Source organism: Micromonospora sp. NPDC049004 (genome assembly GCF_040649315.1).
Classification (GTDB): domain Bacteria; phylum Actinomycetota; class Actinomycetes; order Mycobacteriales; family Micromonosporaceae; genus Micromonospora.
The window spans coordinates 411,097-436,213 of the sequence record NZ_JBEZFG010000002.1; the positions used below are offsets into that span (position 1 = coordinate 411,097).

Sequence of the window (25,117 nt, forward strand, 5' to 3'; positions counted from 1 at the left end):
ACCGGTCTCGGTCGGACCGGTCTCGGTCGGACCGGTCTCGGTCGGACCGGTCTCGGTCGGACCGGTCTCGGTCGGACCGGTCTCGGTCGGACCGGTCTCGGTCGGACCGGCCTGCGCCTCCGGGCCTATGGTCGGCGTTCCCGAGCCGGCAGCGGTCGGTTCGGCAGCGCACGGTTCGGCAGCGGCCGGCCCAGCAGCACTCGGCCCAGCAGCGCGCGGTCCAGCAGCGCGCGGTCCGGCGGCGGCGGTCGGCACGGGGGCGGTCGGCCCGGCGGCGGTCTGGCGACCACCGCGTCGGGTCCGCAGCAGCAGGCCGGCCGCCACCAGTGCCAGGTAGGTCGCGGCGTCGACCAGCAGCGGTACGCGGGTGCCGAACTGCCCCACCAGCAGGCCAGCCAGCACCGGGCCGCCGAGTGCGCCGAGAGAGACAGCGGTCTGACTGATCGCACTGGCGCGGGGCAGGTCGGCCGGGCGGACCATCGCCGGGAGCAGCGCCGCCAGGCAGGGCTGCGTCACCGCGAGCCCGCAGGCGAGCAGCGCGACGAGCCCCACCACCAGAACCGGGTGGGTGACGACGGCGAGCAACGTGCAGATCGCGGCCTGGGCCAGCCCGACGGTCACCAGCAGGGTACGGCTGTCGACCCGGTCGGCGAGCCGGCCGGCGAGCGGTGCCAGCACCACCAGGGGCAGGGTGGCCGCGAGCAGCAGCCCCGACACGGCGAGCCCGCCAGCTCCGGAACCCTGGAGGGCGAGGGCGAGCGCGGTGGCGGCGAGGAAGTCGCCACAGATCGTGATTCCACGAGCCGAGGCGGCGAGCCACACGTCGGACCAGCGCGGCGGACCAGTTGTGAAGGACATACTTCGAAAATAATCCTTCACAACTGGTCAGCACAACCCCCGTCTATGCCAGCGGCACCGTCCGGTACTGCACGGCGACGGAGCGCGCGTCCGGCGGCACCTCCGTGCGGTGCCGCGGGTAGTACGGCCTCAGCAGCGCCAGGACCGCTTCGTTGAGGGCGGCCAACTCCTCCGCCGTGAGCACGAGCAGCGCCTCGTTGAACAGCGCCGCGTCGTACCACTCAGGAGGTTCATCCCCGGCGCGGCGCAACCAGTCCCGGGTCCGCTCCATGGCGCGCGCCGCATGCGCCTCCACCAGGGCCTGTTCCGCGGCCCGCGCCTCGGGCCCGGCCTCGCGGCCCGCGTCGACCATGAGGCTGGGGTTCGACGTGCGCCACACCCGTTCCCGGGCGTCCCCTCGGCTCGGCGCCTGCTCCACCAAGCCGAACTTCGCCAACGCCCGCAGGTGATAACTGGTCGCGCTCGGTGACAGCCTGACGATCTCCGCACACTCGGTGGCGGTGCTGCCATCGATATGGCTGTGGAGATACTCCATGATCGCGATCCGGGCCGGATGGGCCAGCGCCCGCATCACCTGCGGGTCACTGACCATCCGAAGCGGCTCGGGACGGGCCTCGGTCATGCCTCCATGATCCCGGCCGCCCACCCGACCCGCCATCACCCCGCACATCCCGCCACGTCGGACGCCCGGCGCAGGCACCGTGCCGCGATCATCCGACAGCCGGCCGACCGCCCCGAAGGTCGAACCGGGGTCGCGGGCTGCGTCGATACCGCAGGTTGGCGGTGGCGGAGGCGCTCAGCATCGGCGGCCCGCCTGCGCGTCCCCGAGCCCGGGTTCGCTCATTTCACCCGGGAACCGGCTGCCAGGTTGTCGCCGCCGGGAGCCGCGCACCCCGTATTGGCGAATTGGCTGAGCCGGGCGGGAGAGTCATCCGGCGGCGCAAAGTTGTCGTACACCTGTTCTATCGTGGCTTCATGTTGGGGGCGTTGGCACAGGCGAGCGGTGCCGTCGACGACTGCGTCGAGGCTGCGGCGTGGGCCCTCCCCGACAACGAACTGCTCGCCTCGCTCGACGCAGCTCACCAGGTGGCGCAGCGATTGGCCGCCGTCCAGCTCGGTCTGGTGCGCGAGCTGGACGCCCGAGGTCTGGCCGTCGCCGAAGGCGCCTCGTCCACCGCGGTCTGGTTGCGGGATCGCCTTCGGCTCTCCAGCCGGTCCGCCCGCCAGCTCGTTCAGCTCGCGGCCACCCTCGACGCCGCGCCACCAGCGGTCCGCGCTGCCGTGCACGCCGGCACCATCACCGTGGAGCAGGGCCGGGTGCTGGCGGAGACCATCGCCGCCCTGCCCGTCGAGGCCGGGCCGGAGGTGGCCGACAAAGCCACCGAGCTGCTGATCACGTGGGCCGATCGGTTCGACCCGGCCACCCTGAGCCGCCTCGGGGAGCGCGTCCTCGCACACGTCGCGCCCGACGTGGCCGACCAGGCAGAGCTGGCAGCTCTCAAGCGAGCCACCGAGCGAGCCGAGGCCCGCCGGCACGTCACCCTCTCCGACCAGCAAAATGGTCAGATACGTCTGAGCGGCACCCTCGACACCGAAACCGCGAGCCTGCTGCGCGAGGCCATCGATCCGCTCTGCGCCCCGGCCGGTGAGCACGACGAGCGCAGTCCCGGTCAACGCCGGGCGGACGCACTCGGTGAGATCTGCCGGCTGGCACTGCGCACCGGCGACCTGCCCGACAACGGTGGGGACCGCCCGCAACTGGTGGTCACCATGTCACTGGACGCGCTGGTCAACGGCGTACGCGCAGGCACCCTGGAAACCGGGGTGCGCCTCACACCGGGCGCGGTCCGACGCCTGGCCTGCGACTCCTCGGTCCTCCCGGCCGTGTTGGGCGGCAACAGCCAGATCCTGGACGTCGGGCGTCAACGCCGACTCTTCACCGGCCCACTGCGGCGCGCGCTGGTGCTACGCGACGGTGGCTGCGCCTTCCCCGGCTGCGACCGGCCATCCCGTTGGTGCGACGGCCACCACGTCCGCCACTGGGCCGACGGCGGCACGACGACGCTGGGCAACGCGGTCCTGCTGTGCGGCCACCATCACCGGCTCCTTCACCAGGGTGACTGGATCGTCCGCATCGCGCCGGACGGCCAGGCCGAATTCCTCCCGCCCGACTGGATGGACCCGCTCCGCACCCCACGGCGCAACCTCTACCACCGGCGCTGCTGAGACCGGCCAAGCTCACTCATCGCGAAACCGGCCGAGACCAGCGACCAAGCCCCGGCGGCCCGTTCGCCCACGCCTAGCCAGGCCCCCCGACGCACCGGCCCGCCCGGCTGGCCCGGCCCACGTCGGACGCCGGCCCGGCCCGGGTGCGCCCGGCGCTCCCTCGCGGATAGGACCGGCCGGCCCGGCCCACGTCGGACCCCGGCCCCGCTCGGGTGCGCCTGGCGCTACTTTGCGGATAGGCCCGGCCGGCCCGGCCCACGTCGGACCCCGGCCCGGCTCGGGAGCGCGTGGCGCTACTTTGCGGATAGGCCCGGCCGGCCCGGCCCAGGTCGACCCGCCCTGCCTACCTGCCCAACACCGGCCCGTGGATACCCCCGCGAGGCAGCGCCCGCAACACCAGGGCAACCGCACGCGATGATCCTGCGTCGCTCCGCACCGACAGCCAGACGAAGACCGACGAGACCAGCACCAGGCCCGGGCAGTGCGCGCCCGGCGCTACGTCGTTCTGCGCCACGCCAACGCGAACGGGTGGTCTGGTCGGTAATTCGGTGGAAGGGGCCCTCGGGAGGGCGTAGGGTTGCAGCCCGCTTGACGGCCGAGGTGAGCTGCACCGGAACGGACGTCACCGCGCCGGGCGGGCGGCCATCCGCCACCGGACACGCGAGCGCGCAGCAGATGTGAACGATGGGACGTCAGCATGCCCGCACCTGACCTGGACACCCACCCCGAAACGGATCTGGTCGCCGAACGCGCCCATCTGGCCACCTCGCGCGCGGCGCTGCGCCGGATGCGGGAGCGGGCCGAAGCCCTCTTCTCGACCGGCGACCAGGTGGCCGGCGACCCGTACGCGGCGGAGATGCTCGGCCGTACGCTGGCCCGCCGGGTGGCCGAACTGGCCGACGACCCCACCACGCCGCTGTTCTTCGGCCGCCTCGACTTCGGTGGAACCACGAGCGACGACAAGACGGCCACCGGACCCACGACCAGCGCCACCACGACCAACGCCACCACGACCAACGCCACCACGACCAACGCAGCCACCACCAGCGCAGGCACCGCCACCAGCAGCACGACCACGACCAGCGCCGGCGAGGCAAGCGGAGGCAGCGGCAGCGAAGGCAGCACCGGACGCAGCGGCAGCGGAGGCAGCGGAGGCAGCACCGGACGCAGCGGCAGCGGAGGCAGCGGAGGCAGCGGAGGCAGCGGCCGCGGAAGCAGTGGCCGCGAAGGCAGCGGCAGCGGCGATCATTATGGTCGGCGGTATCACGTGGGGCGGCGGCATGTCACCGACGAGCACGGCGAGCCGCTGGTGCTGGACTGGCGGGCACCGGTTTCCCGGTCGTTCTACCGGGCCAGCGCGCGCGATCCGCAGGGAGTGGCGGTCCGGCGGCGGTTCGGGTTCAGCAACGGGGTGTTGACCAGTTTCGAGGATGAGCGGCTGGACCGGGGCGAGGAACTGGGCACGGCCAGTCGGATCCTCACCTCCGAGATCGAGCGACCGCGCGTCGGGCCGATGCGCGACATCGTCGCCACGATTCAGCCGGAGCAGGACGAGCTGGTCCGGGCCGACCTGGCCGACTCGATCTGCGTGCAGGGGGCGCCGGGCACCGGCAAGACGGCTGTCGGCCTGCATCGGGCCGCGTACCTGCTCTATCTGCACCGGGAGCGGTTGCGGCGGGCGGGCGTGCTGATCGTCGGGCCGAACAGGGCGTTCCTGTCGTACATCGCGGCGGTGCTGCCGGCGCTCGGTGAGGTCGAGGTCGAGCAGGCCACCGTGGAGGAGTTGATTTCACGGGTGCCGGTGCGGGCGGTGGAGGCGCCGGCCGTGGCGGCGCTCAAGCACGACGCGCGGATGGCGAGCGTCCTGCGGCGCGCGGTGCAGACACGGATCGGTACGCCGACCGACTCGATCACCGTGTCGGACGGTTCGTTCCGGTGGCGGATCGGCTTGGAGCCGCTGCACCGGATCGTCGAGGAGACCCGTCGGGAGGGGCTGCCGTACGGCACCGGCCGGGAGCGGGTGCGGGCGCGCGTGGTGAGTCTCCTGCAACGGCAGGCCGAGGCACGGCGAGCGGAGTCGCCCAGCGACGCGTGGCTGCGCCGGATGAGCCGGTGCCGGCCGGTGGTGGACTTCCTGGACGCGGTCTGGCCGGCGCTCACCCCGGAGGGGCTGGTACACGGTCTGCTCTCCGACCCGGCCCGACTCGCCACGGCTGCGGACGGGTTGCTCAGCGACGCCGAGCAGGCGCAGCTGGTCTGGGCGAAGCCGGCCCGTACGCCGAAGGCCGCCCGCTGGACCGCCGCCGACGCGGTGCTTGTCGACGAGGCTGCCGGGCTGCTGGAGCGCCCCTCCGGGTTCGGGCACGTGGTGGTGGACGAGGCTCAGGATCTCTCCCCCATGCAGTGTCGGGCCATCGCCCGCCGCAGTGAGCACGGCTCGGTCACCCTGCTCGGTGACCTCGCGCAGGGCACCGCGCCGTGGGCGGCGACCGACTGGCGGGAGTCCCTGACCCACCTGGGCAAGCCGGACGCCGTGGTGGTGCCGTTGACTGTCGGTTTCCGGGTGCCCGCCGCGGTGGTCGCGTTCGCCAACCTGCTGCTGCCGGCGCTGGCGGTGGACGTACCGCCGGCCGAGTCGCTGCGTCACGACGGCGGCCTGGATGTGCGTACCGTGGCCGATCTGACCGCCGCGACGGTGGCCGAGGTGCGGACGGCGCTCGCGCACGACGGTTCGGTAGGTGTGATCGCCGCGGACGACGCGGTCGACGAGCTGCGCGCGGCGCTGGCCGCCGCGGGCGTGGCCACCGCGACCGCCGACGACGTCACCGCCGCGGAGCGGGTCACAGTGGTGCCCGCGACGCTGGTCAAGGGTCTGGAGTACGACCACGTGGTGGTGGTCGAGCCGGCCGCGATCGTCGCGGCCGAGCCACGCGGGCTGCACCGGCTGTACGTGGTGCTCACCCGCGCGGTGTCCCGCCTCTCGGTGCTGCACAGCGAACCGCTGCCCGCGCCACTGCTGACCGCGCCGCCGCAGACGCCGGCGCAGGCCGCGCCACTGGAGCCGGCGCCGCTGTAGACCGCGCTGTCCCCGGCGGCGTTGGCGCGGGCCACGGCCAGCTCGCCGGTGCTCGCGGCGGGTCGGGCGGGTCAGCGGCCGGTCAGCGCGGCGGCGATCTCGCGCAGTGGCTTGCCGTGCTCGGCGATCGGCACCGTGAACGCCAGCCACGAGCCGTCGGTGAACTCGATCCGCAGCCGCTTCGGGTTGAGCCGGTGCCAACCCACCCGGGCGTCGGCCACCGCCGGCCGGGGCACGGACCAGACGATCCGGGTTGCGGCGGCGGCCCGCTCGTCGTCGGCCCGGCTCGACCAGATTGTCATCGGCCCGGACGCGCACACGAGCAGCCGCCGGTCGGTGACCGCGAGGACGGTGTCCTCGATCGAGGTCACCGGGGGCACCGGCCGCCGGGCGAACCGCAGGGTGGAGGCGGCCGAGCCGGGGACGCCCCGGCCGGCGACCCCGAAGGCCACGCGGTCGACGATCCGGTCGCCCGCCGAAAAGGACAGCAGCGGTACGAGCAGGTTGAGCAGGACCCCGGAGACAACGCCGGCGGCACGGGAGGAGGCTGGGCGGTCAACGGCGGGCGGATCGGCGGCGGGCGGATCGGCTGGCCCGACGCCTTGGGCGATCTCGGCCTTCGCGACGGCGAGCAACTGTTCGTCCGGCTCGACGAGGTCGGTCAGCCGTTCCTGGTAATTGATGCCGGCCCTCCTCTGTCCTGTGCGACGGGTCAGCCACAGTCGACTCCTCACCGTAGGCACTCCGCGCCGCTGTCGGGTACCCGCCACGGGAGCGGGGCACACGGCTTCGACTTTGCGTCGTAAAGTTGTTTGCGTGGAACACGACGACGATCGACCGCCCGCTGACGCCGCGACGGCACTCCAACTGATCCGCGACCAGCGGGCGGCCACGGTCTCCCGGCTGGAACCCGACGCCCGGCTCATCTACTGGCCGTGGGGCGTGGCGTGGCTGGTCGGCTTCGGGCTGTTCTTCCTGCGCTACTCCCCGGACGGGCGGGTGCTGGTCCGGTTGCCCGACTGGCTGCCCCTGACCGCGCTCTTCGCCCTGCTGGTGGCCGCCGGCGCGATCCAGGCTGTGGCCGGCGCGCGGGCGTACGGCCAGGTGACCGGGGACTCGGCCCGGCGCGGCCGGTGGTACGGGTGGGCCTGGGCCCTGGGGTCGGTGAGCGTGTACGCGGCGGTCGGCCGGGTCTCGGAACACCTGCCGCACGACCTGGCGGGGCTGCTCTGGTCCGCCGCCGCCGTGGGGTTGACCGGGGCGTTGCACATGGCGGGCGGCGCGATCTGGCTGGACCGGGACCTCTTCCGGCTGGGCGTCTGGATCAGCGTGATCAACGTGGTCGGCGCGATCGCCGGGCCGGGCTGGCACGCCCTCGTCATCTCGGTGGCCGGCGGGGCCGGGATCCTGGTCGCCGGAACCATCGCCCGGCTGCGACAGCGACGCCTGCCATGACCGACCTCGATCCGGTCATCCACGCCCAGGCGCGGCTGCGGGTCGTCGCCGCGCTCTCCGCGCTCGGCGACGGGGACCGGATCACCTTTCCCCGACTCCAGGAACTGCTCGCGATGACCGCCGGCAACCTCTCCGTCCACCTGCGAAAGCTGGAGGACGCCGGGTACGTCGAGATTAGCAAGACCCATCGTGGACGTACCCCGGCCACCCTGATCCGGCTCAGCCGGCGGGGCCGGCTGGCGTTCGAGGAGTACACCGAAGCCATCCGCACCCTGCTCGATCCCTCCCAGCTCGGCCCCACCCCGTCGAAGGAGCAGTCATGACCCTCGCCCGCGCCGACCAGGCCAGCCGCCGGTACGGCGACGTCCTCGCCCTCGACCGCGTCGACCTGGAGGTCCGGGCCGGCGAGCTCGTCGGCCTGCTCGGCCCCAACGGCGCCGGCAAGAGCACCCTGATGAATCTGCTGGTCGGTCTGCGTCGGCCCAGTTCGGGCCGTGTCGAGTTGTTCGGGCGCGACCCCCGCGACCCGGCGTCGCGGCGGCAGATCGGCGTCACCCCGCAGGAGACCGGTCTGCCGGGCACGCTGCGGGTCGGCGAGGTCGTCGACTTCGTCTCCGCGCACTACCCCGACCCGGTGCCCCGGGGTGAGCTGCTCGACCGCTTCGGCCTCGGCGACCTCGCCCGGCGGCAGACCGGCGGGCTCTCCGGCGGCCAGCGTCGCCGGCTGGCCGTGGCGCTGGCGTTCGTCGGCCGACCCCGGCTCGTACTGCTCGACGAGCCGACCACCGGCCTGGACGTCGAGGCCCGGCACACCCTGTGGGACGCGATCCGCGCGTTCCACTCCGACGGCGGAACCGTCCTGCTGAGCAGCCACTACCTGGAGGAGGTGGAGGCGCTCGCCCACCGCGTGGTGGTGATCGGGCAGGGCCGGGTGCTCGCCGACGACACCGTGGAGGCCGTGCGCGGCATCGTCGGCGTACGCCGGGTCAGCCTGGTCGCCGATGAGCTGCCCGAACTGCCCGGCGTCGTACGCGCCGAACGGGTCGACGGACGACTGCACCTGCTCACCACCGACGCCGACGAGCTGGTCCGGGCGCTGGTCGGCTCCCGGGCGGCGTTCACCGACCTGGAGGTGCGGCCCACCTCGCTGGAGGAGGCGTTCCTCGCCATCACCAGCGGGACGGGCAGCCAGGAGCAGGCCCACGTCGCCGCGCAGCCCGCCCCCGAAGACCCCGCCCCCGCCGCTGCCGGCGGCCGACCCACCACCCGCTGAGGAGGCGCACCGTGCAGCTCGCCCTGGTCCACGCCCGCTACCAACTTCTGGAGATCATCCGGATCCCGGTGGCCGTCGTCGGCAGCGCTTTCTTCCCCGCCGCCGCCATGATCTTCTTCGTGGTGCCGTTCACCGGTGACGACCCGGTCGGCGCCACCTTCGCCACCGCGTCGATGATCACCTTCTCGGTGATGAGCGCCAACATCTTTCAGTACGGCGTCGGCGTCGCCGAGGACCGCGACCAGCCGTGGAACCCGTACACGCGGACTCTGCCGGCCGGACCCGCGCCGCGCTTCGCGGGTCGGGTGCTGGCCGGTCTCGCGCTGACGTACCTCTCGCTGATCCCGGTCGTGGTGATCGGCGCGACGCTGACCCCGGCCCGGATCACCCCGCTGGCGTTCCTGGTGACCGCCGTGACGGTTGCCGTCATCTCGGTGCCGTTCACGCTGATGGGGCTCGCCATCGGCTACTCGCTGCCCAGCAAGGCGGCGGTCGTGGTGGCGCAGGTCGTCTTCCTGCCGCTCGCGTTCGGCGGTGGGCTGCTCTCCGCACCGGGAGACGCGCCCGGGTTCATCGAGACGATCGCGCCGTACCTGCCCACCCGGGGCGCGGCCGAACTCATGTGGTCGGCGGTCGGGGACTACCCGGTCGAGCCGCTGGCGCTGATCATGCTCGGCGTCTGGGTCGCGCTGCTCGCCTCACTCGCCGCCTGGGCGTACCGACGGGACGAGGGTCGCCGGTTCAGCTGACGATTCGTCCGTTTCCGCCCCGTACGACGGCGGGACGGTGCCAGGATTCCGGCAGGGGGGCCGCCCGTGGCCGCCGGCCGAGAGGGGTCTGACGTGAGCACCGTCCCGCCGGGTACGCCGTGCTGGGCCGACCTGGCAACCCCGGACCTGACCGACGCGCGCCGCTTCTACCCCGAACTCTTCGGCTGGACCGGACGGGTGACACCGGAGCCCGAGGCCGGCGGCTACACCGTCTTCCTGCTCGACGGCCGGCCGGTGGCCGGTGTCGGCCCGCCGGCCATTCCCGACCAGGTGCCGATCTGGTCAACGTACATCGCCACCGACGACGCGGAACTGGCCGCCGGGCGGGTCGAACGCGCCGGTGGGCAGGTAGTGGTGCCGCCGTTCGAGGTCTTCGACCGGGGCAGGATGGCGGTGTTCGCCGACCCGGCGGGCGCCACGTTCAGCGTCTGGCAGCCACTGGCGATGCCCGGCGCCGAGGCGTTCAACGTGCCCGGCGCGATGAGCTGGAACGAACTGGTCACCCCCGACCCGGACGGGGCGAAGGTCTTCTACGAGCTGGTGTTCGGGTGGCAGCCGGACGAGCAGCCGGTCGGCGGCATGACGTACACCGGGTGGCGGCTCGGCGCGCGGATCGTCGCCGGAATGATGCCGCCGCTCGCCGACGACTTCCCGGCCGACCTCCCGGCGTACTGGACGGTGTACTTCGCGGTGACCGACGCGGACGCCGCCGCCGCCCGCGCCGCCGAACTCGGCGGAACCATCCTCGTGCCACCCCGCGACATCCCGACCGGCCGGTTCGCCGCCCTCCGCGATCCCCAGGGCGCACTCTTCTCGGTCATCGACCTGGGTGACGACGGGAGTTAGGGCGGACGGGAACCACCAGCGGGCCGTTGGTGCCGGGGACCACCCGGACGCTGGCCCGGTAGTGGGTGGCGAGGAGGTGTTCGGTCAGCACCTCGTGCGGCGTCCCGGTCGCCACCACCCGACCGCCGGCCAGCAGCACCATCCGGTCCGCGTACTCCCCGGCCAGGGAGAGATCGTGCATGGTGGCGAGCACCGTCAGACCGTGCGCGCGACGCAGCTGGTCGACCAGCTCCAGCACCTCCTGCTGGTGACCGATGTCCAGCGCGCTGGTCGGCTCGTCGAGCAGCAGCAGCGTCGCGCCCTGGGCGAGCGCGCGGGCGAGGAAGACCCGCTGTCGTTCGCCCCCGGAGAGGGTTGCCAGCTCGCGGCGGTGAAAGCCGGTGAGGTCCAGGCGGTCCAGCACCTCCTGCACGGCGGCGATGTCCGCTGTCGACTCCCGACCCAGCGGCGGGATGTAGGGGGTGCGGCCGAGCAGCACGTAGTCCAGCACCGACATGCCGGGCGGCACCACCGGGGACTGTGTCACCGTCGCCACCACCCGGGCGCGGTCGCGGCGGCGCAGCGCGGTGCTCGGCGTACCGAACAGGGTGATGGCCTCCGGCGCGGGCAGCAGGCCGCCGACGGCACGCAGCAGGGTGGATTTGCCGGCGCCGTTCGGGCCGATCACGGTGACCCACTCGCCGGCCGCGACGGTGAGGTCGACGCCGGTGAGGATCGGCGTGCCGTCCAGACTGACGTGCAGACCCCGCACCTCGACGGCCGGCACGCCGGCCGGCCCGGGAGCCGGCACGCCCGCCGGCCCGGGATCGGGGCTCACGTGAGCACCCGTCGGGCGGTGCGCAGCACGAGGACGAAGAACGGGCCGCCGAGCAGTGCGGTGACCACGCCGATGGGCACCTCGGCCGGGGCGGCGGCGGTACGGGCCACCACGTCGGTCAGGGCCAGGAAAGCGGCCCCGAACAGCAGTGACAGCGGCAGGATCACGCGGTAGCTCGACCCGGCGAGCAGCCGGACGGTGTGCGGCACGATGATGCCGACGAAGCCGATGAGCCCCGTCGCGGAGACCGCCGCGGCGGTGCCCAGCGACGCTGCGGCGATCAGCAGGTAGCGGGAGCGCTGCGGGTGCAGGCCGAGGCTCCTCGCCTCGTCGTCGCCGACCGCGAGGACGTCCAGCTCGCGGCGGTGCAGCAGCACCACCACCGTGGTCAGGGCGGCGTACGGCAGCACCAGCAGCACGTCGTGCCAGCCGGCGGTGGCCAGCCGGCCGAGCAGCCAGGAGTAGACCGGCTGGATGCTGTCGGAGTGCCGCTGGAGCAGGTACGTCTGCCCGGCGGAGAGGAAGGCGGAGACCGCGACGCCGGCCAGGATCAGCATCGCCGGGGACCTGCTCCGCCCGCCGGCCGCGCCGAGCAGGTAGGTCATCGTCACGGCGAGCAACGAGCCGACGAACGCGGCCAGCGGGATGGTCAGCGGCAGCCCGGAGATCGCCCCCTGCCGACCGGCGCCGCCGAGGGCGATCACCGCGGTGACCGCGAGGCCCGCGCCGGCGGCGACGCCGAGCAGGTACGGGTCGGCCAGCGGGTTGCGGAACACACCCTGGTAGCAGCCGCCGGCCAGGGCGAGCAGGCCGCCGACGAGGAGGCCCAGCACGACCCGGGGCAGCCGCAGTTCGGTGATGATGGCGATCTCCCGCTCGCTCAGCCCGCTGTCGAGGTGCACCCCGGGGATCAGGTTGAGCAACTCGGCGGCGACGCTGCCCGGCGGGAGGCTTACCGGCCCGAGCGACACCCCGGCGAGGAGCGCGACGAGCACCGCGAGGACGCCGGCGACCACCCAGCCTTTGCGCAGCCCGGCGGGCCGGGACGCGCGAGGCGTACCGGCCGGCCGGGTGGCGGGTGCTCCAGCGGTCATCTGCGACGTTCCGGTCACTGACGGACGACCGTCACGCGGGCACCTTGGCGACCGCGTCGATGATCACCCGGAGCAGGTCCACGACCCGCGGGCCCCACCGGGAGGCGATGTCATCGTCCAGCGCGACGACCTGGTTGTTCTTCACTGCGGTGATCCCGGACCAGCCGCTGCGGGCCTTGACCGAGTCGCCGTTCTGCTGGCAGCACTTGGAGTCGGCCAGGAACACGAAGTCCGGGTCGGCCTTGACGATGAACTCCTGGGACAGCTGCGGGTAGCCGCCGTTCTTGCCGTCGGCGTCCGCCGCGTCGGCGATGTTGGTCAGGCCGACCAGCCCGTAGAGCGAGCCGATGAAGGTCTTGCTGGTCGCGCTGTACAGCTCCGGGCCCAACTCGTGGTAGTAGGTGAGCTTCTCGGTGCGCTGCGGCAGGTCCTTGACCAGCTTGGCGATGTCGTCCTTCATCCGGCCGGCGACGTCGGTGGCCTGGTCGGCGTGCCCGGTCAGGGTGCCCAGCTCGGTGATCTGCCGGTACGAGTCGTCAAGCGTGCTGGCCGCCGGGGTCAGATACACCGGGATCTTCAGCTTGCCGAGCTGGTCGACGATCTTGTTGATGTCGTTGGAGAGCACCACCAGGTCAGGGTTCTTGCCGGCGATCGCCTCGGCGTTGGGCTGGAAGCCGGACAGGTCCGTCTTGGGCGCGTCGGCCGGGTGATTGGACTGGTCGTCGACCGCGGTCACCTGCGGGCCGGCACCGATCGCGAAGAGCATCTCGGTGGCGCTGGGCGAGAGCGACACGATCTTCTCGGGACGCTTGTCGAGGGTCAGCGCGCCGACCGTCACCGGGTAGCTGGCGGCGGCGGTGCCCGCGCTCGGCTTGTCGTCGGTCTTCTCGGCGCAGGCGCCGAGGGCGAGCGCGGCGACCGCGAGGGTCGCGGCGAGGAGCCGGGGGGTACGTCTGGACATGGGGGCCTCCTGTCGGTCGAGGAGTGTGGTGCTTCGCCGACAGGACTCGTACGCCCGCCCACGAGGCGCCCTTCCTCGAGAGCGCGTGTCGCGACCCCTCCGCAGGCGACCTGGCTCGTCCCCGCCGTCGGGCGGGGCATCACAGTTGCGGGACAGCGCCGGTTTCACACCGGCTTCGCTGCGGAGTGGTCGGTAAGACGGTAGCGCACCGCCGGGACGTGCCGGATCGATCAAGTGTTGATCAACACTCGTCGATCGGTGTGCGGTCGCAGGAGCGGCATTTGTCCCGGATCTGAGGCTCGGGAGCGGGTGGCGGGGCCCCGCCGGGGGCGGAGCGGGGCCCCACCCGATCAGGAGGCGGTGATGGTGACGTTGTCCACAGCCGCCTCCACGAGGCTCGCGCCGGAGGCGTCCGCCGCCTCGACGAGGATCCGCACGGACTGACCGGCGTACGGGGTGAGGTTGAGGTTCGCCACCGCCCAGGTCCCGTTGCGGTTGGCGGCCGCGCCGGCCTGGGTGAGCAGGGCCGTGGTGCCGCCGTTGTGCACCACGCTCACCCGCAGGTAGTCGGCCGACGAGGCGTTCGAGCCGTGGGCCAGGTACCAGGCCAGCGAGAGGGTCAGCGTGCCGGACGACGGCAGGGTCACCGCCGGGGACCGGGCGCTGGTCACCCCACCGTCGAGGTCGTAGTCACCCGCCGCCGAGCCCGCGAGCCGGCCGGTCACCAGGTCGTTGGATCCGGCGTACGGGGTGAGCTGCTTGGCGCCGGAGGACGTGGTGGCCTGGGCGGCACCCCGTTCGAAGACCCCGAGGGTCGCGGTGTCGGTGCCGGCCGGGTTGATCGTCCAGCCGGTGGCGGTCTCGAAGGTGTCCGACCAGACCGTGGTCCCGCCGCCACCGCCGCAGTACTGCGACTGCTTGCCGATGGCCCGGTACGGGCAGTCGGCGTACTCGCTGAGCAGCAGCACCGCCTCCCGGTTGCGGGTGGTCTGCGCGGTGATCACCTCGTCGGGCGGGTAGAAGCCGCCGCCGCCGGACGAGCCGGGGTACATCTCGAACGTGTACGCCCAGATGTTGTGGGTGGCCCACATCCAGTCGAGGCTGTCCCCGTCGGTGATGTAGAGGTCGCTGGACTGCTCCGGGGTGTAGTTGTTGGTGGCCGCCATCTGCTGGCCGATGGTGGCGAAGGTGTTGTACTGGTCGGCGCTCATCCCGGTGGCGGTGTTCGCGGTCGTGTAGCCGTACGGCCAGAGCACCAGCTCCGAGTAGGTGTGGAAGTCGATGTTGGCCTTGATCTGCTGGGTGCCGCCGACGACGCGACTGTTGACGAAGTTGCGCAGCGCCTGCGTCTCGGGTGCGGAGAACGCGGACGGGCCGCGGTAGGTCTCCGACGACGTCGACCCGGAGGAGCCGCCGCAGCAGCCCCAGTTGTAGCCCCAGTTGCGGTTCAGGTCGGTGCCGACGTTCGACGAACCGCTGTTGGGCTGCCGGTTCTTGCGCCAGGACCGGTACGAGCCGGTGGCGATGTCGTACTCGCTGCCGTCCGGGTTGACCGTCGGCACGATCCAGATCTCCCGGCTGTTGACGATGTTGGTGATCCGGGAGTCGCTGCCGTAGCTGTCGGTGAAGAGGTTGAGCAGGTAGATCGCCATCTCGACGGTCAGGTGCTCGCGCGCGTGCTGTTGGGCGTTGAACAGGATCTCCGGCTCGTTCTCGTCGGTGCCGACGTTGTCGGAGATCTTCACGGCCATCAGGTCGCGACCCTCGTACGACGTACCAATGCTGATCTTGCGGGCGATGGCCGGGTGGTCGGCGACGGCCTGGTTCACGACGGCGGTCAGTTCCGCGTAGTCGTGGTAGTTGGAGTCGGCGGGCGGGAACGCCAGCGTGCCCATCTCACCGGCGCCGCGTTCGGCGTTCGGTGGTGGGGCGAGCGGTTCCAGCCGGAAGCCGAGCTTGCCGATGGCGGCGGCCTCGCCGGCGGTGGCCGAGACGTGCAGGACGCCGTGTTCGGAGTAGTCGATGGCGGCCCCGGTGCGGGCCACCGCGTTGCGGTCGGCGAGGGTCCGGGGCCCGAGCACCCGGTAGCCGGCGGCGACGGGCTCAGCGGTGCGGTCCGGCGCCGGTTGGGCGGCGACCGGTCCGGCGGCGACGGTGACGATTCCCAGCCCGGTGACGACGGCGAGCACCAGGAGGCGACGGAGAGGGTGGGGTCTGCCCAGGGTCATGGACTACCTCCTCGGAGGGCGGGATGTCCCGCTCGGTGAAGCACACTTCACCATCAGTCACATGGTCATATCAATATTGATCGCTGCCTTGTGCATCCCAGGTTGACCATCGCTGCGGCAAAGATTTTCTGCCGCTGAACATCTGGCGAAACTTCCCTCCAAGCGGAACACTGACCAGCGACGATGCCCCCACTCGACACCCGCGGAGCACCCATGGCCTCCTCCCGCCTGCACGCGGCCGCCCTCGCCGGCGTCAGCGCGCTCACCCTGCTCGCCACCGCGACCCCCGCGACGGCGGCCCGGCCGCCTGCCCCCACCCACGACGAGCAGATCACCTTCCAGGACTGGTCCGGCCCCGCCGACTGGCACCGGGGTAGCCGGGACGGCACCCGCGTCGTGCCCGGCGCGCGGGCGGGCGTCACCCTGGCCCGCCCGGCCGGCACCATCGAGTACGCCGACCCGCACACCGGCACCACCCGCACCTGGGAGTACGGCACCTGGACCTCGCCGGTGACCCGGATCGGCTTCGACGCGACCGAGCTGATCGCCTCCTGGAACGCGGAGACCCCCGCCGGCACCTGGATCCAGGTGGAGATGCAGGGCAGCTACACCAGCGGCGACCAGACCCCGTGGTACGTCATGGGCCGCTGGGCCTCCGGCGACACCGACATCAAGCGGACCAGTGTCAACAAGCAGGGTGACCCCTGGTCGACGATCTGGACCGACACCTTCAGCATCGACGACGCCGACGCCGGGGTGCTGCTGCGGTCGTACCAGCTGCGGCTGACCCTCTACCGCGCGCCGGGGCAGACCGCCGCGCCGGTGGTGCGGATGCTCGGCGCGATGAGCTCCACCGTGCCGGACCGGTTCACCGTGCCGCCGAGCGCCGGGCACATCGCCTGGGGTGTCGAGCTGCCGGTGCCGCGCTACTCGCAGAACGTCCACAAGGGCCACTACCCCGAGTACGACGGCGGGGGCGAGGCCTGGTGCTCGCCCACCTCCACGGAGATGGTCGTCGAGTACTGGGGGCGCAAGCCCTCGGAGGCCGACACCTCCTGGGTGGACCCGACCTACCCGGACCCGACGGTCAACCACGCCGCCCGGATGACCTTCGACTACGCGTACGACGGCGCCGGCAACTGGCCGTTCAACACCGCGTACGCGGCCAGCTACCCCGGCCTGGAGGGTCGGGTGACCCGGCTGCACTCGCTGGACGAGCTGGAGCGCTTCATCGCCGCCGGCATCCCCGTGGTGACCAGCCAGTCCTTCCTCGCCAGCGAGCTGGACGGGGCGAACTACGGCACCTCCGGGCACCTGTTCGTGGTGGTCGGCTTCACCGCCGACGGTGACGTCATCGTCAACGACCCCGCGTCGTCCAGCAACGACGTCGTGCGCAACGTCTACAAGCGGGCGCAGTTCGAGCAGATCTGGCTGCGGACCAAGCGCACCAACGCCACCGGCGGAGTCTCCGGCGGCTCCGGTGGCATCGCGTACCTGATCAAGCCCCTGTCAAAGCCCTGGCCCAAGGTCCCCGGCTCCACCAACTGGTAAGCCCAGACGCCGTCGATCATGAAGTTATTGCCCGACCGCCCGGCGTGTCGCGGCAATAACTTCATGATCGACGCTGGTTGTCGGGGGGGGGGGGGGGTGGGGTGGGGTCCTACGGCTGCTGGCGCTCCGCCTCGTCGGGCTGGTCGTCGTCGCCGGCCAGGGCCGCGCGGAGGCGTTCCTTCTCGGTGCGGCGGCGTTCGGCGGCACTGGCCATCTCCCCGGCCATCTCGTCGCGCCAGCCGCGCAACAGGAAGAAGGAGAGGGCGGCGGAGAAGACCAGCGCCAGCATCAGCTTCAAAAACACGTTCATGTCGACCAGCCAGAGACCCGCCAGCACGGCGACGAACAGCCCGATCCGGCCCAGCGTGTACTTGACCGCCGCGCTCACCTGCACCACTTCCGTTCTCTCCGTCAGCCGCCGGTGCCGGCGGAAGAGTCAACCTGGTCGGGTCAGCCGGTCCGGCGGGCCAGCCAACGGACGCCGGGAAACCAGACCAGCGCGTACGCCACGGTGAACGCCGCCGCCCCCAACGCCCCGGACAGCAACGGCGGGAACCCGGCAGCCAGCCCGGCGACCAGCAGCCCCACGAGCACCGCGACCGCCAACGCGACGAACGCCGCCGCCACCCGGGCCGCGCCGAAGTCCCAGGCCCGGAAGTCGTCCCAGAACAGCCAGGCCGGCAGGATCACCGCCAGCCAACCGTTGGTGTGGCCAAAGTCGCCGGCACCGAACGAGGCGAACGCCCACTCGAACAGCACGAGCGCCAACACGCCGATGACCAGGCCGGCCAGGCACACCCCGAGCAGGTCGCCCAGGGTACGCACGCGCCCCTCGGCGTCCCGACGGGGAAACCCACCCTGCTGCTCGGATCCACGCTGCTCGGTCATCGACTGCGAGGGTACGTGGTGCCTCAGGCCCAGACCTGCTGCGGCTCGGCGCGGCGCTCGGCCAGCGACGGCGCCTTGTCGTACTCCCGGACCACGTTGTAGCGGGTGTCCCGCTCGACCGGCTGGAACCCGGCATCCCAGATCAGGTGCAGCAGGTCGTCGCGGTGCATGGTGTTCGGGGTGCCGTACGAGTCGGCGTCGTGCGTGATCTTGTATTCGACCACCGAGCCATCCAGGTCGTCCACACCGAAGTTCAACGAGAGCTGGGCCACCGAGAGACCGTGCATCACCCAGAAGTTCTTCAGGTGCGGCACGTTGTCGAAGAGCAGCCGGGACACGGCGAACGTCTTCAGCGACTCGGCCGGCGAGGCCATCGTGGTGCGCGCCTGAATCCGGTTACGGATCTTGCCGTCCGCCGAGTCCACGAAGTCGTGCTGGTAGCGCAGCGGGATGAAGACCGCGAAGCCGCCCGTCTCGTCCTGCAACTCACGCAGCCGCAGCACGTGGTCGACGCGGTGCCGGGGCTCCTCGATGTGGCCGTACAGCATGGTCGCCGGGGTCTTCATGCCCTTGCGGTGCGCCAGGGCGTGGATGCGCGACCAGTCCTCCCAGTGGCAGGCGTGGTCGACGATGTGCTGCCGGACCTCCCAGTCGAAGATCTCCGCGCCACCGCCGGTCAGCGACTCCAGACCGGCGTCCATCAGCTCGTCGAGGATCTCGTCGGCGCTCAGGCCGCTGATCTTCTCGAACCACTGGACCTCGGTCGCCGTGAAGCACTTGAGCTTGACGTTCGGCAGCGCCGCCTTCAGCTCGCGCAGCACCTTGGGGTAGTAGCGCCACGGCAGCGTCGGGTGCAGACCGTTGACGATGTGCAGCTCGGTGAGCTGCTCATCCTCCATCTCCTTGGCCTTGCGGACAGCCTCGTCGATGCGCATCGTGTACGCGTCCTTCTCGCCCGGCTTGCGCTGGAACGAGCAGTACGCACACGACGCCGAACACACGTTGGTGAGGTTGAGGTGACGGTTGACGTTGAACATCACCCGTTCGCCGTTGAGCTCGGTGCGCTTGTGGTGCGCGAGCCGCCCCAACCAGGTCAGGTCGTCGCTGTCGTAGAGGGCGATGCCGTCCTCGCGGCTCAGCCGCTCACCGGCGTACACCTTCGCTTCGAGCTCACGCTTGAGTCCGGCGTCCATGGCACGTCCCTTCCACCTGCGGTCCCTCCCGAGGGTACGTCGGCGTTCCGGTGGCCCCGGCGGCACGGTCGGCGGCAGCGATCCACTTCACCGGACTCTCAGCCTCCCGTAACCCACCGATGCATCGACATCACTGCCATCGTGCGGTAAGACAAGGTGGGGCGGAACTCACACACTGGTACCGTCCCGACGGCCGCGCCCACCGAGCGCGGCGCCGAGCACCGGACGGGGAGTGGAATGGTCGACAGCGGGCGCGGGCGGCGGCAGCGACGACGGAGCCCGGTGATCTCGCCGGTGCTGCGACCGAAGCTCTGGGCAGCCCTGCTCGGCGCGATCGCCGCCGCCGTGCTGGCCACTCCCGCGTACGCCGATCCGGCCGTGCCCGCGACGGTGCCGGACACCGGCGCCCGCCCGCCGTCGATCGGGGCGCCGCAGTTGCCCGGCAGCCCGCCCGTCGCCGGCATCCCCACCCCACCGGTGGTCAACATCGGCGCCGGCCCGCTGGCCGCCCAGATCGCCGCCGCTGAGAGCCAGGTCGGCCTGCTCGGCGACCAACTCCTGCTGACCCGGCAGAAACGCACCGACGCGCAGGCCCAGCTCGCCGCCGCCGGCAAGGTGCTGGCGACCACGCAGGACGCCCTCCTCCGCGCCCAGCAGGCAGCCGACGCGGCCGCCTCGGACGCGGTCAAGGCAGCCGCCGCCCTGCCGCCCGGTGACTTCGCCAACGACATCCAGGGGTTGAGCCGGCTCCAGCGGATCAACCGTGGCGAGAAGGTCGAGGGCGCGACCACCGCCGTGGCCGGCGAGCTGTCCCGGGCCCGCGCCAACGAGCAGTCCGCCTACCAGGAGCACACCAGGGCCAAGGCCGCCGTCGACGCCGCCGAGGCCGAGTTCGCCACCGGCGAGAAGGCGCTGCGCACCGCCGAGGCCGGCCTGCTCAAACTGCGCAGGGACAACGCCGCCCAGCTGATCGAGATCGAGCGTCAGCAGGAGGCCACCGAGCAGCAGCTGGGCGCGGGCTACGTCGCCGGCCAGAACACCAGCGGGATGTCCGCGCACCCGCGGGCGCTCGCCGCCGTCCGGTACGCGCTCGCCCAGCTCGGCGACCCGTACAAGTGGTCGGAGGAGGGGCCGGACGAGTTCGACTGCTCCGGTCTGATGTGGGCGGCGTACCGGTCCCCGGGCGCCGACTACTTCGACCTGCCCCGGGTCTCCCGCGACCAGTACGCGGCCACCCGTTCCCGCACCGTGCCGCAGAGCGCACTGCTCCCCGGCGACCTGCTCTTCTTCGCCTCCGGCAGCAGCTGGACCACGATCCACCACGTCGGCATGTACATCGGCAACGGCAAGATGGTGCAGGCGCCCACGACCGGCGACGTGGTCAAGATCTCGGTGGTCGGCTGGTCCCGGCTCTACGCCGCGACCCGGGTGATCGGCGCGGTGCCGACCCCGAACGTGCCCCTTCCGCCGCCCCCCACCACCAAGCCGACCCCGCCCACCAAGCCGACCCCCACCGCGAAGCCGACGCCGACCACCAAGCCGACGCCCAAGCCGACCGGGACGGCCACACCCAAGCCCACCGGCACCCCGACCCCGAAGCCGACCGGCAGCACGCCGCCCCCGACGGGCGGCCCGACCAACACCCCGCAGACCCCGCCGCCGCCACCCACCACGCCACCGGCCAGCGCGTCGGCCTCCGCCAGCGCCACGCCGTCCACCAGCCGCAGCGGGACGTCCACCGACGGCCCGACGAACAGCCCGAGCACCGCTGGCTGAGCCGCCACACGGGCTCCGGCTGTCCGCCCGGGGCGATCTGTGGCACGGTGACAACCAGGCACATCCGGTCCGATGTCACGGGCCGGGTGCGAGCGTGGCGCGGAGGGCGGAGATGGCCGAGCAGAGAGATCCGGCGGAGAGTGTCGACTCCGCACTGACGGAGGCCGGCCCGCTCGACGGCGAAGCCCCCGCCACGCTCGACGGGCGGGCCCCCGCGCAGGCAACCGCGCCCGACGCGAAGGCCGCCGCAGACGACGCGGAGGCCGCCGCGCCCCACGCGAAGGCCGCCCCCGGCGACGCGGATGCGGCGGACAACGCATCCCACGCGAAGGCCGCGCCCGGCGACGCGAAGGCCGACCCGCCAGAGGACGACGCCGCGAACGACACCGGCACCGGCGGCGCTCCCGCCGACGACGCTGCCACCGCTCAGCCCAGCGAGGCGGACGTCGAGCAGCCGACGCCGGACGACGCTGCCCCTGGCTCGATCGTCGCGGCCCCGGTGCGGGCCCGCGCGAGCGTCGCGACCGTCGGAGCGCTGCCCGGCGATCTCCCGGCGAGCGCTCCGGCCAGCGCGACCACCTACCGGGCGACCGGCTCGGCCAGCCCGGTAGGTGTCCCGCTGCCCGGCCAGCGGGCCGCCTCGACGGCTCCGGCGCGCGCCAGCGCCACGGTGCCGGGCAACAGCCGGGTCGTGGCCGGCAGCGAGGGCACGCCGGACTCCCGGGCCAGCACGTCCGCCGTCTACCGGTCGGCGCCGGTCAATACCGAGCCTCCGGAGCCGGTGCAGCCCCCCGAGCCGGTGCAGCCTCCCGAGCCGCCGACCCCGGAACCGACGCCCCCCGGGCCGGGTGACCCGGAGCCCGCGCCGAGTCCGGGTCCGTACCCGCCCGGTCCGTCGCCGACCCCGGGCCCCTCCCCCACGCCGCCGCCGGACCCGGTGCCGCCCGTGCCCGGGCCACCAGTGCCGCCGCCCTCGCCGCTGCCGCCCATGCCGGGCCCGCCGACACCACCCGTCCCCGGGCCTCCGATGCCCCCGTCCGGCCCGCCGGTGCCCGCGCCACCGCCGCCGCCCGGTCCGATGCCGGCGCCACCGTTCCCGCCGCCCCCGGCGACGATCGGCACGCCGGGCGTACGGGCCACCGCCCCGGTCTCCGCGCCGCCGGCTGCCTGGCCGTCCATGACCGACGCCGCACCGCGAACCGTCAGCGCCCCGCACGCCGCCCCGACCGCGGCACAGCCGTCACCGGATGCCGCACCGCCGGCACCAGGCGGCGCGCGGACGTCGGAGGCCGCCTGGTCGGCCCCCAGCAGCGCACGGACGTCGGGTGCCGCGTCGTCGGCCCCGAGCAGTGCCTGGACGTCGGGGGCCGCGTCCTCCGCCCCGAGCGGCGCGCGGGCGTCGGAGGCCACGAGCAGCACCCGGGCGGAGGTGCCCGTCTCGGCCCCACCTGTGGTGCCCGCGCCCGCGTTGCCGAGCTGGCCACCGTCCACCGCCGGCACGCCGGCGGCCGGTGGCACGGGTTACCGGACGACCACGCCGCCGGGCGGCGCTGCCCGGCGGGACGCGCCGGCGGGCCCGCCCGCCGCAAGGCGCGACGGCGGCACCGACCTGGCGGGCACCGTCTACGGCGGCGGTGAGGGCCCGGGGTTCGCCACGATCGCCCTGCCGGCCAACGCGGCGGTGGAGAATTCCGGCTCGCTGACCGGGCACATCCTTGCCCAGGGTTGGTCGGACACGCCGGCCGAGCGGTCGCGAAACACCCGGGTGGTGATCGTCCTGATCGCCGCGTTGGCGCTGCTGGTGGGGATCAGCGTGCTGGTAGTCCTGCTCGCGAACGACGCCCTGGACGGCCTGGTGGGCGGCGTACTCAACGGCTGATCCGGCGACCGGGCGGGTTCGCGCTTCCGTGAGTCCGCCCACTACCGTCGGTCAACCGGCTGGCGGCTTCGCCGAACCGCCGTACACTGGTCGAGATCACTGACCCGGCGCGCGTGGTGCGCGCCCCTGGGCGATCTTGCGGGCGATCCGGCGGCACAGCCGCGGCAGGCCATCGCGAAGATGCGCCCCGCTCGAAAGGCATTTGTTGACCACCTCTGCTGACCCCAGCACCGTTACGTCCGTTTTCAACTCAGTCCCGGCGGCCGACACCGCCCGGGAGCAGCTCGACGTCGCCCCGAGCGAGGCCGGCACCGCGCCGGCAGCGACCGCGCAGGCCGAGCCGACCGAGACAACCGAGCCGATGACCTTCGCCGCTCTCGGCCTGCCCGAGCCGCTGGTCCGCGCGCTGGCGCAGCAGGGCATCACCAGCCCGTTCGAGATCCAGCGGGCCACCGTTCCGGACGCGCTCGCCGGCCGCGACGTGCTGGGCCGCGGGCAGACCGGTTCGGGTAAGACGCTCGCCTTCGGTCTGCCGATGATCGCCCGGCTGGCCAACCGCAACCGGGCCCGGCCGATGCGTCCGCGCGCCCTGGTCCTGGTGCCCACCCGCGAGCTGGCCATGCAGGTCAACGACGCCCTGGTGCCGCTGGGCAAGTCCGTCGGCATCTTCCTCAAGACCGCCGTCGGCGGTGTTCCGTACGACCGCCAGATCGACGCGCTGCGGCGCGGCGTGGAGATCATCGTGGCGACCCCGGGTCGGCTCGGCGACCTCATCGAGCGGGGCATCTGCCAGCTCGACGACGTCGAGGTGACGGTGCTCGACGAGGCCGACCAGATGGCCGACATGGGCTTCCTGCCCGAGGTGACCGAACTGCTGGCGAAGACGCCGGCCAACGGTCAGCGGCTGCTCTTCTCGGCCACCCTCGACGGTGACGTCGACGCGCTGGTCAAGCGGTTCATGAACGACCCGGTGACCCACTCCACCGCGCCGTCCACCGCGTCGGTGTCCACCATGGATCACCACATGCTCCTGATCCCGCCGCACGAGAAGTTCCCGGTGGCCGCGTCGATCGCCGCTCGCGACGGGCGGACCATGGTCTTCGCCCGCACCCAGCTGGGTGTGGACCGGCTCGTCGAGCAGCTCGCGGCGGTCGGCGTACGGGCCGGTGGGCTGCACGGGGGCAAGACCCAGCGGATGCGGACCAAGACCCTTGCCGAGTTCCGTGAGGGCCGGATGAACGTCCTGGTCGCCACGGATGTGGCGGCCCGTGGCATCCACGTCGACGGGGTCACCCTGGTGCTGCACGTCGACCCCCCGAAGGACCCGAAGGACTACCTGCACCGCGCCGGCCGTACCGCCCGGGCCGGCGAGTCCGGCGCGGTCGCCACACTGGTGCTGCCCAAGCAGCGTCGTACCACCCTCGCCATGCTGGAGAAGGCCGGCGTGGAGCCGGCCGAGACCCGCGTCCGGCTCGGCGACCCGGCGCTGGCCGAGCTGATCGGTGCCCGCGAGCCCAGCGGCGTCCCGGTTCGCCTGGAGGCGGAGCCTCGCGGCTTCGGTGACCGCTCCGGCGGCGCACGCCGCTTCGACGACCGTTCCGGGGGCCCGCGCCGCTTCGGCGACCGGCCGAGTGGCGAGCGCCGCTACGGCGACCGTCCGCAGGGCGAACGCCGTTACGGCGACCGACCCACCGGCGACCGGCAGTACGGCGACCGACCGACCGGCGAGCGCCGCTACGCCGATCGGGACAGCCGGGGTTACGGCGACCGGCCCACCGGCGAGCGCCGCTTCAGCGACCGCCCGCAGGGCGACCGGCAGTACGGCGACCGGCCGCAGGGCGAGCGCCGCTTCGGCGACCGCCCGCAGGGCGACCGGCAGTACGGCGACCGGCCCACCGGCGAGCGCCGCTTCAGCGACCGGCCGCAGGGCGACCGGCAGTACGGCGACCGGCCGCAGGGCGAGCGCCGCTACGGCGACCGGCCCACCGGCGAGCGGCAGTACGGCGACCGGCCGACCGGCGAGCGGCGCTTCGGCGACCGGCCGCAGGCTGACCGGGGTGACCGGCCGGCCGGTGAGCGGCGTTTCGCCGACCGGGACACCCGGGGTGGTTACCGCTCCGAGGGCCGCGGTCGGGACGACCGGCCGCGCGACGACCGTCGCGGTTTCGGCGGCGGCCGGCCGGCGGCGCGTACCCACTGATCCACTGATCCACCGGAACGCCGTCG

Annotated in this window: 21 protein-coding genes and 1 riboswitch; of the genes, 11 read left to right on the forward strand and 10 right to left on the reverse strand. The window is 73.0% G+C overall.

All coding sequences use genetic code 11. The features are described 5' to 3' along the window. A partial coding sequence (locus AB0B97_RS06650) for an MFS transporter (RefSeq protein WP_357491225.1) occupies positions 1-858 on the reverse strand: 858 nt, incomplete at its 3' end. Positions 859-901: 43 nt separating this feature from the next. Continuing rightward, positions 902-1,480, reverse strand: a complete 579-nt coding sequence (locus AB0B97_RS06655) for a winged helix-turn-helix domain-containing protein (protein WP_357491227.1) — start codon at positions 1,478-1,480, stop codon at positions 902-904. A gap of 353 nt (positions 1,481-1,833) precedes the next feature. On the opposite strand from AB0B97_RS06655, the gene AB0B97_RS06660 reads away from it, so the two are divergent. Continuing rightward, positions 1,834-3,084, forward strand: a complete 1,251-nt coding sequence (locus tag AB0B97_RS06660) for a DUF222 domain-containing protein (RefSeq protein WP_357491229.1) — start codon at positions 1,834-1,836, stop codon at positions 3,082-3,084. Positions 3,085-3,781: 697 nt separating this feature from the next. Then, positions 3,782-6,160 (forward strand): AAA family ATPase, encoded by a 2,379-nt coding sequence (locus tag AB0B97_RS06665; protein WP_357491231.1) that lies wholly within the window; start codon positions 3,782-3,784, stop codon positions 6,158-6,160. 71 nt (positions 6,161-6,231) lie between these two features. Here the strand turns inward: AB0B97_RS06665 and AB0B97_RS06670 are convergent, their stop codons facing one another. Further along, a complete protein-coding gene (locus AB0B97_RS06670) occupies positions 6,232-6,894 on the reverse strand; it encodes a hypothetical protein (RefSeq protein ID WP_357491233.1) in 663 nt (220 codons plus the stop codon). Positions 6,895-6,976: 82 nt separating this feature from the next. On the opposite strand from AB0B97_RS06670, the gene AB0B97_RS06675 reads away from it, so the two are divergent. From AB0B97_RS06675 to AB0B97_RS06695, 5 genes are all read left to right on the forward strand, one after another. Continuing rightward, positions 6,977-7,615, forward strand: coding sequence for a transporter (locus AB0B97_RS06675; RefSeq protein WP_357491235.1), 639 nt, complete (start codon positions 6,977-6,979; stop codon positions 7,613-7,615). Beyond that, positions 7,612-7,938 (forward strand): transcriptional regulator, encoded by a 327-nt coding sequence (locus AB0B97_RS06680; RefSeq protein ID WP_234584813.1) that lies wholly within the window; start codon positions 7,612-7,614, stop codon positions 7,936-7,938. Before AB0B97_RS06675 ends, AB0B97_RS06680 begins: the two co-directional genes overlap by 4 nt. Beyond that, positions 7,935-8,888: an ABC transporter ATP-binding protein gene (locus AB0B97_RS06685; RefSeq protein ID WP_357491237.1), complete on the forward strand. Its 954-nt coding sequence runs from the start codon at positions 7,935-7,937 to the stop codon at positions 8,886-8,888. Before AB0B97_RS06680 ends, AB0B97_RS06685 begins: the two co-directional genes overlap by 4 nt. 11 nt (positions 8,889-8,899) lie before the next feature. Then, positions 8,900-9,637 (forward strand): ABC transporter permease, encoded by a 738-nt coding sequence (locus AB0B97_RS06690; protein ID WP_357491239.1) that lies wholly within the window; start codon positions 8,900-8,902, stop codon positions 9,635-9,637. A 93-nt stretch (positions 9,638-9,730) separates the two neighbouring features. Then, positions 9,731-10,504 carry a VOC family protein gene (locus tag AB0B97_RS06695; protein WP_357491241.1) on the forward strand — a complete coding sequence of 258 codons (774 nt, stop codon included), beginning with the start codon at positions 9,731-9,733 and terminating at the stop codon, positions 10,502-10,504. Here the strand turns inward: AB0B97_RS06695 and AB0B97_RS06700 are convergent. From AB0B97_RS06700 to AB0B97_RS06715, 4 genes are all read right to left on the reverse strand, one after another. Further along, positions 10,476-11,270, reverse strand: a complete 795-nt coding sequence (locus tag AB0B97_RS06700; RefSeq protein ID WP_357492058.1) for an ABC transporter ATP-binding protein — start codon at positions 11,268-11,270, stop codon at positions 10,476-10,478. The genes AB0B97_RS06695 and AB0B97_RS06700 overlap by 29 nt on opposite strands. Positions 11,271-11,317: 47 nt before the next feature. Further along, entirely contained in the window at positions 11,318-12,415 is a 1,098-nt protein-coding gene (locus AB0B97_RS06705; protein WP_357491243.1) for an iron ABC transporter permease, read from the reverse strand. Between the two features lie 31 nt (positions 12,416-12,446). Further along, on the reverse strand, positions 12,447-13,376 hold the full coding sequence (locus AB0B97_RS06710; protein WP_357491245.1) for an ABC transporter substrate-binding protein: 930 nt from the start codon (positions 13,374-13,376) through the stop codon (positions 12,447-12,449). Between the two features lie 109 nt (positions 13,377-13,485). Beyond that, a riboswitch (cobalamin riboswitch) is annotated at positions 13,486-13,550 on the reverse strand. A gap of 176 nt (positions 13,551-13,726) precedes the next feature. Continuing rightward, positions 13,727-15,604, reverse strand: a complete 1,878-nt coding sequence (locus AB0B97_RS06715; protein ID WP_357491247.1) for a M14 family metallopeptidase — start codon at positions 15,602-15,604, stop codon at positions 13,727-13,729. 213 nt (positions 15,605-15,817) lie between these two features. On the opposite strand from AB0B97_RS06715, the gene AB0B97_RS06720 reads away from it, so the two are divergent. Next, positions 15,818-17,155, forward strand: a complete 1,338-nt coding sequence (locus tag AB0B97_RS06720) for a C39 family peptidase (protein WP_357491249.1) — start codon at positions 15,818-15,820, stop codon at positions 17,153-17,155. 109 nt (positions 17,156-17,264) lie between these two features. Here the strand turns inward: AB0B97_RS06720 and AB0B97_RS06725 are convergent, their stop codons facing one another. The 3 genes from AB0B97_RS06725 to mqnE all read right to left on the reverse strand — a co-directional run bounded on the left by AB0B97_RS06725 (position 17,265) and on the right by mqnE (position 19,236). Next, positions 17,265-17,543 (reverse strand): DUF4229 domain-containing protein, encoded by a 279-nt coding sequence (locus tag AB0B97_RS06725; RefSeq protein ID WP_357491251.1) that lies wholly within the window; start codon positions 17,541-17,543, stop codon positions 17,265-17,267. Between the two features lie 62 nt (positions 17,544-17,605). Next, positions 17,606-18,043: a hypothetical protein gene (locus AB0B97_RS06730; RefSeq protein WP_357491253.1), complete on the reverse strand. Its 438-nt coding sequence runs from the start codon at positions 18,041-18,043 to the stop codon at positions 17,606-17,608. Positions 18,044-18,066: 23 nt separating this feature from the next. Beyond that, complete coding sequence (gene mqnE, locus AB0B97_RS06735; protein ID WP_354853815.1) at positions 18,067-19,236, reverse strand: aminofutalosine synthase MqnE; 1,170 nt, start codon at positions 19,234-19,236, stop codon at positions 18,067-18,069. Positions 19,237-19,473: 237 nt separating this feature from the next. Here mqnE and AB0B97_RS06740 point away from each other — a divergent pair, with 237 nt between their 5' ends. From AB0B97_RS06740 to AB0B97_RS06750, 3 genes are all read left to right on the forward strand, one after another. Continuing rightward, positions 19,474-21,012, forward strand: coding sequence for a C40 family peptidase (locus AB0B97_RS06740; RefSeq protein WP_357491255.1), 1,539 nt, complete (start codon positions 19,474-19,476; stop codon positions 21,010-21,012). Positions 21,013-21,124: 112 nt separating this feature from the next. Beyond that, entirely contained in the window at positions 21,125-22,891 is a 1,767-nt protein-coding gene (locus tag AB0B97_RS06745; protein WP_357491257.1) for a hypothetical protein, read from the forward strand. Positions 22,892-23,252: 361 nt separating this feature from the next. Next, positions 23,253-25,091, forward strand: a complete 1,839-nt coding sequence (locus tag AB0B97_RS06750; protein ID WP_357492060.1) for a DEAD/DEAH box helicase — start codon at positions 23,253-23,255, stop codon at positions 25,089-25,091. The last annotated feature ends 26 nt before the right edge of the window (positions 25,092-25,117 follow it).

What these genes read in the sequence shown, in the direction of transcription:
- AB0B97_RS06655 (WP_357491227.1), bottom strand. Translation starts at nt 1,480, where the DNA reads ATGACCGAGGCCCGTCCCGAGCCGCTTCGGATGGTCAGTGACCCGCAG.
- AB0B97_RS06710 (WP_357491245.1), bottom strand. Translation starts at nt 13,376, where the DNA reads ATGTCCAGACGTACCCCCCGGCTCCTCGCCGCGACCCTCGCGGTCGCC.
- AB0B97_RS06685 (WP_357491237.1), top strand. Translation starts at nt 7,935, where the DNA reads ATGACCCTCGCCCGCGCCGACCAGGCCAGCCGCCGGTACGGCGACGTC.
- AB0B97_RS06680 (WP_234584813.1), top strand. Translation starts at nt 7,612, where the DNA reads ATGACCGACCTCGATCCGGTCATCCACGCCCAGGCGCGGCTGCGGGTC.
- AB0B97_RS06740 (WP_357491255.1), top strand. Translation starts at nt 19,474, where the DNA reads ATGGTCGACAGCGGGCGCGGGCGGCGGCAGCGACGACGGAGCCCGGTG.
- AB0B97_RS06660 (WP_357491229.1), top strand. Translation starts at nt 1,834, where the DNA reads ATGTTGGGGGCGTTGGCACAGGCGAGCGGTGCCGTCGACGACTGCGTC.
- AB0B97_RS06745 (WP_357491257.1), top strand. Translation starts at nt 21,125, where the DNA reads ATGGCCGAGCAGAGAGATCCGGCGGAGAGTGTCGACTCCGCACTGACG.
- AB0B97_RS06715 (WP_357491247.1), bottom strand. Translation starts at nt 15,604, where the DNA reads ATGACCCTGGGCAGACCCCACCCTCTCCGTCGCCTCCTGGTGCTCGCC.
- AB0B97_RS06720 (WP_357491249.1), top strand. Translation starts at nt 15,818, where the DNA reads ATGGCCTCCTCCCGCCTGCACGCGGCCGCCCTCGCCGGCGTCAGCGCG.
- AB0B97_RS06750 (WP_357492060.1), top strand. Translation starts at nt 23,253, where the DNA reads ATGACCTTCGCCGCTCTCGGCCTGCCCGAGCCGCTGGTCCGCGCGCTG.
- mqnE (WP_354853815.1), bottom strand. Translation starts at nt 19,236, where the DNA reads ATGGACGCCGGACTCAAGCGTGAGCTCGAAGCGAAGGTGTACGCCGGT.
- AB0B97_RS06705 (WP_357491243.1), bottom strand. Translation starts at nt 12,415, where the DNA reads ATGACCGCTGGAGCACCCGCCACCCGGCCGGCCGGTACGCCTCGCGCG.
- AB0B97_RS06730 (WP_357491253.1), bottom strand. Translation starts at nt 18,043, where the DNA reads ATGACCGAGCAGCGTGGATCCGAGCAGCAGGGTGGGTTTCCCCGTCGG.
- AB0B97_RS06665 (WP_357491231.1), top strand. Translation starts at nt 3,782, where the DNA reads ATGCCCGCACCTGACCTGGACACCCACCCCGAAACGGATCTGGTCGCC.